General features: G+C 54.2%; 9 protein-coding genes. 2 read left to right on the top strand and 7 right to left on the bottom strand.

Annotated features, from left to right (window positions below):
* The 5 genes from II896_04130 to II896_04110 form a co-directional block, all read right to left on the bottom strand.
* Positions 1-449 (bottom strand): hypothetical protein (locus II896_04130; protein ID MBQ4443833.1); only part of this gene is annotated, 449 nt, incomplete at its 3' end.
* Between the two features lie 236 nt (positions 450-685).
* Entirely contained in the window at positions 686-976 is a 291-nt protein-coding gene (locus II896_04125) for a hypothetical protein (GenBank protein MBQ4443832.1), read from the bottom strand.
* A 364-nt stretch (positions 977-1,340) separates the two neighbouring features.
* Positions 1,341-1,928, bottom strand: coding sequence for a hypothetical protein (locus II896_04120; protein MBQ4443831.1), 588 nt, complete (start codon positions 1,926-1,928; stop codon positions 1,341-1,343).
* Positions 1,929-2,155: 227 nt separating this feature from the next.
* A complete protein-coding gene (locus II896_04115) occupies positions 2,156-3,049 on the bottom strand; it encodes an alpha/beta hydrolase fold domain-containing protein (protein ID MBQ4443830.1) in 894 nt (297 codons plus the stop codon).
* A gap of 6 nt (positions 3,050-3,055) precedes the next feature.
* The gene (locus tag II896_04110; protein ID MBQ4443829.1) at positions 3,056-3,391 is read right to left on the bottom strand and encodes a hypothetical protein; all 336 of its coding nucleotides are present in this window, start codon (positions 3,389-3,391) and stop codon (positions 3,056-3,058) included.
* Positions 3,392-3,596: 205 nt separating this feature from the next.
* On the opposite strand from II896_04110, the gene II896_04105 reads away from it, so the two are divergent.
* The gene (locus II896_04105; GenBank protein MBQ4443828.1) at positions 3,597-4,067 is read left to right on the top strand and encodes a DUF1294 domain-containing protein; all 471 of its coding nucleotides are present in this window, start codon (positions 3,597-3,599) and stop codon (positions 4,065-4,067) included.
* A 1-nt stretch (position 4,068) separates the two neighbouring features.
* On the top strand, positions 4,069-4,902 hold the full coding sequence (locus tag II896_04100) for a haloacid dehalogenase-like hydrolase (GenBank protein ID MBQ4443827.1): 834 nt from the start codon (positions 4,069-4,071) through the stop codon (positions 4,900-4,902).
* Positions 4,903-4,999: 97 nt separating this feature from the next.
* Here II896_04100 and II896_04095 read toward each other — a convergent pair whose 3' ends face one another.
* Both II896_04095 and II896_04090 read right to left on the bottom strand, forming a co-directional pair.
* Positions 5,000-6,382, bottom strand: coding sequence for a hypothetical protein (locus tag II896_04095; protein MBQ4443826.1), 1,383 nt, complete (start codon positions 6,380-6,382; stop codon positions 5,000-5,002).
* A complete protein-coding gene (locus tag II896_04090; GenBank protein MBQ4443825.1) occupies positions 6,382-10,038 on the bottom strand; it encodes a hypothetical protein in 3,657 nt (1,218 codons plus the stop codon). Before II896_04090 ends, II896_04095 begins: the two co-directional genes overlap by 1 nt.

Genomic DNA, 10,038 nt, shown 5'->3' with positions numbered 1-10,038 from the left:
TTTGTCAAAGCATAGCGGTATTCGTCTAATTCATAAAAGCGCTTACCTGCCCAAAGACCCTTCTTGTTTATCTTGACTGTTTTCTCCCGCTTATCAAATTCATTGCGCAAAACTTCATACATTTGTTTGTCAAAATATTTTTTTTGGACTGCATATGGGCTATAAATAGTTTCAAGATTGGTCGGATCCCTTATGTCAGTGTAATAATCATATCCATTTTCGTATATTTCCGCTATCTGACCACAATAATAATTTATTAACGGTTCCCTATCGGTTTCGCGTATATCTTCCACATAAAAAGTCGTTCGTTTCGGCTCTATCGTGTATTTCCCATACCAATAAGACGCTGCCATTTGATTGTAACTCTTACACCCCACCGTACCGAGAACAACGGTTAAGCACAAGATCACGATGGACGTAATACATATCAATATTTTTATTTTCTTCATTATTTATCTCCGAATATTTATTGCTTTCGAGAGCACTATACCTCTATACTATATATAACGGTTTTTACTTCACCTTTTTGAATTAAAGAGTTAGTTAGTGTTTCTAAATTGTTACTTTCTGCGTTTGCATATTCTTTAGTATTATTACTCCCGCAAATAAAACTAAAACTACTAATAGCACTACACAATACAAGACAAACAATTATCTTTTTTACTACATTCATATTCCACCTCAATCATATTCTTGTTAAAATAATTTCAACATTAATATCCCACCGTATATCATCCGTTTGCGCAATGGTTACATAATGGATATACCGCATTTGCTCGGTCATATCAATCTCCGACAATCCATTGTCGTCATTCGTTTCGAGTGCTTCATCCCCGAAAAATCGAAAGAATCTTTTTTCATTTTCATCCTCGGTAAGCATACAATAAGCGGATAATTCTTTCGGTGTAGCCCATTTATGCTTGGCTGTAATAAAACCTTTTTTCTCAATTTTAACACCGGAACGGAATTCTTCCATTTCCTCCTCTATCCATTCCGACTGATTTAACAAGTCCTCATCGTTCTCAAATAGCGAGGTCCATACATCTTTTGATGCATAATTGATACAGGTATACCCACAATCCGTTAGGGTGAACATCCTGTATCCCGTCATTATCTCGTTTTCCAAACAAATACAACCACGCCATATGCGTTATTGCGGACCTGATAATTTCCGTACCAATACGATAATTTTTGGGGATTTGTGCTACGACACCCCGCTACGCCGAGGGCGAAGGTAAGGCATAGCACCAGTAATGCGGATATGCTTATAATTTTTCCTATAACTCGTTTTATTACTTTCATATAATCGCCTTTTGTTTTATTTTGTACTCCGTAATTTATCATACGGCCGCCGTCATTTTGTATATTACTTGCACGTAAACAAAAACATCTTTTCCGTCGACCTCGCGTATAAACTCGTGAACATAAGAGCAGTAACTCGTCCCATTTTCATCATATCCACTCACAAATTGTTCATCAAGACCGTCATCGTTATTGCGTGAAATAAATAGACCGTATGCGTCCTCTTTGGGAACGAACAAACGATATGCTCCTTTTTGCGTTACAAACTTTTTCCCTTTGATTTGCACCGAGGCAAAAAACTCCTCGATTTCTTGTTCCAAAAACGCCAACCATATCTCGCGATAATACGTTTCCCCCCAAAAGTCCTCTATACTCGAGAAACCGCTTCTACAACTATACTCAACTTGTCCATCAACAATTTGCATACCCAATGAATCCCCTCGAGTATATATACCATCTTCGTCTTTTATATCGTATTGAATATGACAATGCGTCGGCACATACGTACCCTGATGGTCTTTTAATTTGGCAAGATACTTGTTGCCGCACCCCGCCACGCCGAGGGCGAAGGTAAGGCATAGCACCAGCAATGCGGATATGTTTATAATTCGTTTTATTATTTTCATATTATCTCCTTTTGTTCGTTTGGGGCTCATGTTCTGCATTTTCGTGCCGAAAATTATAATCTCGCCTTTTGATTCGCCGACAATGCGCGATGCTTCACATACGGCTTTTCTTTTTCGAACGGATAAAATAAGAGCATTAGAATTGGAGTCAAACATCCATCCAATAAATAATAATGTTAATGCCTATCGAATTGTCCCACGATTTCGCGGGTTCTTTCAAAAAAAAATTATTTGCTTTTGATAAACGCCGACAGAGAATCGAAGGCGGCTTTGGCCTCGGGGAAACGGCGGAAGAAGAAAGGATAGGCGTAAAATAGCCCCGTGCCCACGGTGAGGGTGACGTCCACCTCGGCCTCGGCGGCTTTGTCGGCAAAGCGGGTGGCGTCGGAGAGCACGACCTCGTGACTGCCGACCGCGATATAGCAAGGGGGCAGACCCGTGAGATCGGCCATAAGAGGGGACAGTTCGGGGGACGCCAAATCCATACCACGGCAATAATCCCACATAGGAGACGCCTTGAATGCGTCGGGAATATCGGCACCCGACAAGTGGCGACGACCGTAGACCACGTCCAAATAGTAATTGTCGTAATAGGAACGCCCCGAACAGGTCATATCCGTCTGGGGGCTCAAGAGCACCAAGCCCTTGGGCATACGCACGGCGTCCTCTCGAAGAAGAAGTGCCAGCTGCAACGCCATATTGGCGCCCGAACCGTCGCCCAACAGGCAGATGCGGTCGTCCTGCCCGTAGAGCCACTCCCACACCAGGTAGGCCTCGCCCAAGGCGTCGGGATAGACGTAGGGGGCGATGGCGTAATCCACCAACGCCACGGTCTTGCCCGAACGCAAAGCAAGGGCCTCGGCCACGCGGCGATAGGCGTCCACCACGGGCAAGAGATAGTTGCCGCCGTGCAAAAATAACAAAAAACCCTGCCCACGTGGGGGGGCAAACAGTTCCACGGGCACCTGCGACACCGTGACGGTGCGGTAGTCCACGCCCGAGGGGGCGTAGGCCACGGCCTCATCCGAAAGCGCGGAAAACGCGTCGGTGAGCTGCGCCCAGCCGACGGCCCGTGTATCCCGTAGGTCGGCTAATTTTTGCACGAAACGGCCTGCGTTCATAGAGAATCAGTCCTTGCGGAAAGAAGGAATGTCCATATCCACCACGAGGCCCTTGTAGGCGACGATGACGTGGTTGGGGATCTCCTCGTTCCAAACGCCTTTCTCAACGCCCGACCAATCGTTGGTGCGCAAGACCTTGAACTCGAACGGCTCGCCCACGGGCAATACCTTGATGGCGCGGAAGCCTTGCTCGGTCGGTTTCATTTTGGTGGCGGAAGAAGCGTCCCACAAGCCCGAAGCGTGGTTCTCTCCGCACAGATACATCTCTTCCACGGCCTCTCTGGGATGGGCGTAGAAGGTGACTCTGCATAATTGTTTCTTCTGTTGCTTGGATTTTTTCATAATCTTTCTCCTTTCCAGCCGTCTTTTTTTTGTCATATCCATCTTAGCATATTTCGGCGCAGTTGGCAATTCTTTGGACAAGCAAGATGAAATATTATTATTGTCTCTTCATCAACTATCCGTCTCAAGCGCGCAAAGAGCGTATTGACAAAATAGTCGCGGCATTTTATAATAATAGAAAGGCTATCCAGCCGAGGAGGTCAAGATGAACGTATTACTTGGCGCAACGAACATATATTTCAACGCCATGTGCGCTTTCTTCGCCGTGATGTGCATCATCGGCTTCTTTCTCATCCGCACGGATAAGAAGCGCTGGGTGGCGCAGAAAAACCGCAGCGACGCCATGATGAGCAAGCGCAAAAAGGCCGAAGACGCCGCGGAGGAAGAAACGGAAACCGCAAAGGGCAAGAAAGGCAAGAAAGAAAAGAAGCCCAAAAAGGAAGAGCCCTTCGAGTACGAGGCGCGTGTACCCGACAAAGCCCTCTTCGCCATCGCCATATTGTTCGGCGCGGCAGGCGAACTGCTGGCTATGCTCATCTACCGCCACAAATGGTACAAGTTCTACTTCCGTACCTTTATCCCCATCCTGACCGTCGTCAACATCATCATCGCCGCCGTCATACTGTATTTCCTCTACACCAAGGGGGACGGCACCGTCACTTATAAGAATTGGTAATATGAAACCCACCGTTGCCTTGCTGTACGACTTTGACAAAACGCTATCCACGAGGGATATGCAGGAATTTACCTTTATCCCCTCTTTGGGCCTCGAGCCGCACGAGTTTTGGGCGAGCGCCAACTCGATGGCACAGCGCGAAAAAATGGACAGCATCCTCGCCTATATGTACTGCATGATACAAAAAGCCGAGGAAAAAGGCCTGCCCCTTACGCGCGATATGCTGATGCAATGCGGCAAGGATATCGTGTACCACAAGGGCGTGGAGGAATGGTTCGAGCATATCAACGAAGTGGGCGAAAAAGCGGGCGTGCACGTGGAACATTATATATTGAGTTCGGGCCTGCGGGAAATCGTGCAAGGCTCGTCCATCGCGCACCACTTCACGGAGATATTCGCCAGCGAATTTTTGTACAAGGACGGCAAGGCCGTGTGGCCCAAGACCGCCGTCAACTACACCGCCAAGACGCAATTCGTCTACCGCATCAACAAGGGCGTATTGGATATCAGCAACGACACCGACCTCAACCGCTCTACCCCCGAGGACACCCGCCACGTGTACTTCAACAATATGATCTATATCGGCGACGGACTGACAGACGTGCCGTGTATGAAGTTGGTGAAACTGTCGGGCGGACACAGCATCGCTTTGCATCAACCCGACAAGCGCGGGCTGGTGGAAGACCTGCTGAAACACGACCGCGTGGACTTCATCTTCGAGGCGGACTTCCGCGTGGGGCAACCCTTCGAACGGGCCGTGGCGGCCATATTGCGCAAATTGGCCGTGGACAACGGACTGAAAGCGCTGTCGATGGAACAACGAAAAAAATTGTAGGATATACGCCGAAAGAAACGCCTTCGTCAAACGAACGACGAAGGCGTTTTTTGATGGGTAGGTGAAATCCAAGGCGTAGCCTTGGGAGAAATCCGCGCTATTTCTTGGCGGCGACGTGTTGGTAGGCGGTGGTGAGAATGGCCCCGCATTGCTCGTCCGTGAAACTCTTGTCCAAAATGGCGTAGTACCATTGACGGTAGCTGGACTTGGGCACCTCGGAGCAACCCACGTAGAGGTGTTCCTGCCGCAAAGACTCCATATACTCCTTGTCCGCGCGGAAGAGCAATTTGACTACGCCGTAACTGTCGTAGACCACGGCGAACATCACGCCGTCCGCCTTGAGAATGGCCGTGCTGCTGTTGACGTCCTCGACGGTGACGGCAAGGTCGCCGCGAATGGAGCGCGCGTAGCGAACGGCCTCGCGCTTGCCGAAATAGTGGAGTTGATACTTGGCGTTCATCTGCGCGGACAAGGCCGTGTAGACCAAATCCGCGTCGGGACGATAGGCGTCCGCCACGGCCGTGACGGTATCCTCGTAACGCTCGCCCTTCTCGACGAAATCTTTGTCCTTGCCGCGCATATAGGACGCGTGCGCGACGTATTTGTAACTCATATCCAAAACCTTGGCCACGACCTTTTCGCAATGCTCGATGTCGGTGACTACCCAACCGTACCAATCGGAACCGTACGACGGCTCGGCAATGACGGAATTGCCCGCCGCGTGGCGCAACGCACCCACCGTATTGGGGTGCAAACGCAAAACCAAGCGCAAGACCTTGCTCTCCTCGAACACCACCGCGAAGGTGTAGTCCTTGACCATAATGCGGTCGTAGGGGTGCTCGGCGTCCTGCGGTACCACGATGATGGGCAACGCGGTGGCCAACGGCGTCATGCGCGCGCAGTAGCCCAACAGCACCGAACGGCTGACCAAGGGCACCAACTGCTTGCGCGTTTCTTCCATACGCACGAAGGCGTCGTCGCGCAAAGGCTCGCCAACCACGACGATTTGCTCGCCCGTACCGGGGGCGACGTCCATCAAAGCGGGAACGACGGCGGTCTCGTCCACGATGACGTGCACGGGCTCCTCGGCGGGCGCGGGTTGCGCCTCGGCGACGGGCTCGGCGGAAGCGGGAGCGGCTTCCTCGGTAGCGACGGGAGCGACGGGTTCTTCCTCCTGCGGCTCTTCGTCAACGAAGTTGAACAAGTCGTCGTCCGAATAGGCGTAGGACTCGTCCGCGTCGAACGTATCGGGTACCTCTTGCTGTTTGACGACGGGCGCGGGCGCGGGTTCCTGCCGCACGACGGGGGCAAATATGCCGCCCTTGCCGTCCTTTTTGCAGCGGCGATAGCCCAACGGATAGAAGATGCTGGCGCCCGCCATCAAGCCGAACAGAATGCTGACGACGACCAACACCAACAAGACGATGATTTGCTCGACGCTGATGCCTATAAACAGGTTGTTAAAATTGAGATCTCCCATTAGCGGTTACCTCCCGAAAGTTTCTTTTTCAACACCGCATAGCGGATAGTACATATGATGAATAAAATCAAAACCAAGCCCAACAACCCCACCAACAGGTAGCGGGAGAACGCGAGCATAGCGCCCGAATAGCTGAACCGATTGCTCTTGTCGATGAGGGTGCGGAAGGTGAAGCATTGCACGTCCGAAGCCATGTCGCCGCCCTCTTCCATACTCCAAATCGCGATGACGTAGGTGGTGTTGGGGCGCAAATCCTCGGTGACGGCGGCAAGATACTCCTCGGTGAGTTCGGCACCCGCCTCGGCGAGCATTTGATAGGTCAAGCCCTCTTTTTGCATCGTGGTCTCTACGATGGAAGACACGGGCAAGGCACCCGTATTCTCGGTCTCGGCGACGTAGATATAATAGCCCTCGGGCACCGAAATCGACTTGTCGGTGACGGTCATGGACGAGGGCGCGATAGAGGGCGCTTGGGAACGCGTGCGCACGGAAAGGGGCGCGCTCATCACCGAAGCGTCGGCGGTGGACACCACGACGACGACTTTGTAGGCGTGACCGACGTCAAGCGAAGCGAGTTGGTCCAGCGTGGGCTCCGCCGCGTCTTCTTTGAAATTGTACGCGCGGGCGATGGTGAAAGAGCCTTTGGCGTCGGGCGCGCCCACGGCCTTTTCGGACACGTTGACGGGCACGGTCGATTGGTCGGCGTCGTACATAACGCACGCGTAGGTCTTGGTGCGGTCGAAGTTGGTGACATCCACGCATACGCTACGCCCCGACGTGAGGGAATAGTCCTGACGGAGGGTGGGTACGGCGATGTCGGTGATAATCTCGCGCACTTCGGTATAGACGTCGGTATCGGTGGCGATAAAAGTGCCGTCTGCCCGTATGACGATGCGCACGCGGTACTTGGCGCCGTCCTCGAGCGCGGTCATTTCGGCGGGCGTATTCGTCCAGCCGCCGTTGGCCGTGCCGTATTGGTAGGCGACGCCGTCTATCGCCACGCCGTAATAGCGTATCTCGCTAAGCGTAATGGCGTCGGTGGTCGTGACGACTTGCATCGTTTGAAGGAAGTCGTTGAAATAGTCGCGCACGTCGTCCACCGCTATCTTCTCGACCGTAAAGCGCGGATCGCGGCGACCGCCGGCATCCAACAACTCCACGTCGTAGTTGGTGCGCTCGCCGTGGTCGAACACGACCTCAACGGCATAGGCGCCCGGCGCGGCGTCGGCACCCAAGCCGTCGGTGAAAAGGCTGATACTATCCGAACCGACCAAGGCGTCGTCGTCCACCGAGAAGGTCAATTTGCGCTTGCCGACCTCGTCGCCGAAGGTCTTGGTGAGTTGCGCCGTGCTCTTGAGGCGAACGGTAATGGCTTTGGGCGAAACGGTGAAGCGCACGTTGGAGCCGTTGTACACCAAATAGGGATTGGCACTTTGGGCTTCCGGCCCTACGACGGAAACGGCGGCGGTATACGTCCCCGCGTTGAGGGGCGTAGTGGTGCGCTGTCCGTCGCGATAGGTCAACGCGACCGACCACCCCCCGAAGGGATTGTTCTCCTCGCCGTCGTAGCGAAGGGTGACGCCGTAGCGTTCGCCGTTATAAACGGCGTCCGTGGGCGCGGTGACGGTGACCGCAACGGGAAGCACGCGCACGTACACGGTGCCCGCGGGCATGGCGTAGTCGGCGTGCGTATAGGCGAGCGCATAGTAGCCGGGCGTCATAACGGCGTCCTCGGCGTTGACGAACGTGAGATCCGCCGCAACCTCGCCGCCGATATCCGCGTCCGTAAACGCATACGAAAGACTGACGCTCTTGCGCGTACCGTCGTAGGCGTACTCGTGCAGACATATACCGTCGGTGGGCAACTCGGCGGCCGAAAGGAAAGCGTACATGGCCTTGGCAGAAGCCGACGCGCCCGCCCTGTTTTCGGCAAGATAGGCGCCATCGGCAAGCCCCCACGCGACTAATTGCGCGCTGTCGACCACCTTTTTGGTGACCTTCCACTTCTTGGCGCTCTCGTCTATCGTGACCACGTAGTGCTTGTCCGTGACCTCGGGATTGATGATGCGATACTCGCCGGCGGGCAAGCGAATGCTTTCCAGCCCCTCGGCGGCGAGATAGTCGGCCAAAGACTGCCCCGCATACTCGACCTCGAAGGACAGGGTGACGGGGATATCGTCGATGACGATACCGTGATTCTCCTTGGCGCCCGTATAGACGTCGCCGTAAGGCTTGCTGATTTCGATATGATTGGCGACCACGTCGACCCCGTTGTCGGGGGCGGGAACGCCCTCTTTGGCCTCGTACAGCACGATGGCGCGTTTGCCGACGGTGAGCGTGAGCGAAGCGCCTGAGGCCGCACGCACGACGTAGTCGGAAGCCCGCACGTCGTAGGCGGCGTCGGGATCGGTATTGGCGGCGGACCAGCCGACGATGACGACGGCCCAACTGTCGCCGGGGGCGGTAATGGCCACCACGCCCTCGCGGGGATCATCTTGGTCGTCCACGTCCCACAAATCGGGTTGGGACAAATCCACGTCGTAGTAGACGGTGAGGGTTTGGCCGTTGACGCCCGTCTGCGCGGATTGGTAGGTGCGCGAGAAGCCCTGCGACGTGAACGTGCCCGACGAAAGGGCGCTGCCGTCGTACAAGTCTGCGTACGTATCGCGCGTGGTGCCGAACGTGCCCTCGTGCATAAATTCGCCTATCTCGACCGCGCGGGGCAAAACCCGCACGCCGTAACCCGTGTAGAGCGCGCCGTCCGCGCCCTCGCGGGCAGACGCGAAGCGATAGTTGCCGCTGACGTCCTTGTCGTCGCGCTTGACCTTGAGGTCCAAAGACTCGATCTCGTACAAGCCGACGTGCGCGGTGCGGTCGTTGCCCTCGAACGTAGTGGAAGTGGTGAGGCGGTCGCCGAACGCTTCCATCACGCCCACCTCGCCTTGGGTGGAAAACGCGATGGTGTCGGGCAAGGCGCCGTAGGTGTGATCGACGTACAGCACGCCGCCCACTTCCTCGGTCGTGAGCGCGTCACCCGCCATGCCGCCGCCCGTATGCGAAGAAGCGGCGTCGTAGGCTACCGTAAGACAGCGGGGCGTGACCTGACAATATAGCAGATCGCCAATGCCGTAGTAGGCGACTTTGTAGGACTTGGAGCCGACGACGTGCGGCATCTCGTTGGCGCTGACGTAGACCTGCAACTTGGAAAAGAAGGTGTAGCCCTCGGCGCCGTCGTAGGTAAGATAGTACTTGCCCGTGGAGTTGTCCTCGGGATCGTAGTCGGGCAAGACGTCCACCTGCACGTAGCCGTTGACGTCGGTGAGTTGCTTGAGCGAAGGCTCGTAGGTGGCGGAGGGGCGCATGGCGGACGAACATACCATAATGTCCTTGGCCAAAACGTAATACTCGCTGCCCGAGCCCGCCTTGAAAACGTCGTTTTGAATGGCGCCGTATATCCTGCCCGTAGCGGCGTCTACCGAATTGAAGAGGTCGCCGTACTGCTTGGACTGATTGCCGACGCCCGTGAGCGGTATGTCAAAGTCCGTCTCGGCAAGCGCCGACCTCGGCGGGGATAAGGTAAAACATACGGCTGCGACCGCGAAACAAAGTGCGGCGCAAAACATAATGGTGAGGGTTTTTGTAAAAGAAAGTCGCAT

It is taken from the genome of Clostridia bacterium (assembly GCA_017394805.1).
Taxonomy (GTDB): Bacteria; Bacillota; Clostridia; order Christensenellales; family CAG-1252; genus RUG14300.
The sequence above is the reverse complement of the archived record's forward strand: the minus strand, read 5'-3'. Positions and strand labels throughout refer to the sequence as shown.

Coding starts and splice junctions, on each gene's coding strand:
- II896_04125 (MBQ4443832.1), bottom strand. CDS start 976: ATGGAAGAATTCCGTTCCGGTGTTAAAATTGAGAAAAAAGGTTTTATT.
- II896_04120 (MBQ4443831.1), bottom strand. CDS start 1,928: ATGAAAATAATAAAACGAATTATAAACATATCCGCATTGCTGGTGCTA.
- II896_04115 (MBQ4443830.1), bottom strand. CDS start 3,049: ATGAACGCAGGCCGTTTCGTGCAAAAATTAGCCGACCTACGGGATACA.
- II896_04110 (MBQ4443829.1), bottom strand. CDS start 3,391: ATGAAAAAATCCAAGCAACAGAAGAAACAATTATGCAGAGTCACCTTC.
- II896_04105 (MBQ4443828.1), top strand. CDS start 3,597: ATGAACGTATTACTTGGCGCAACGAACATATATTTCAACGCCATGTGC.
- II896_04100 (MBQ4443827.1), top strand. CDS start 4,069: ATGAAACCCACCGTTGCCTTGCTGTACGACTTTGACAAAACGCTATCC.
- II896_04095 (MBQ4443826.1), bottom strand. CDS start 6,382: ATGGGAGATCTCAATTTTAACAACCTGTTTATAGGCATCAGCGTCGAG.
- II896_04090 (MBQ4443825.1), bottom strand. CDS start 10,038: ATGCGACTTTCTTTTACAAAAACCCTCACCATTATGTTTTGCGCCGCA.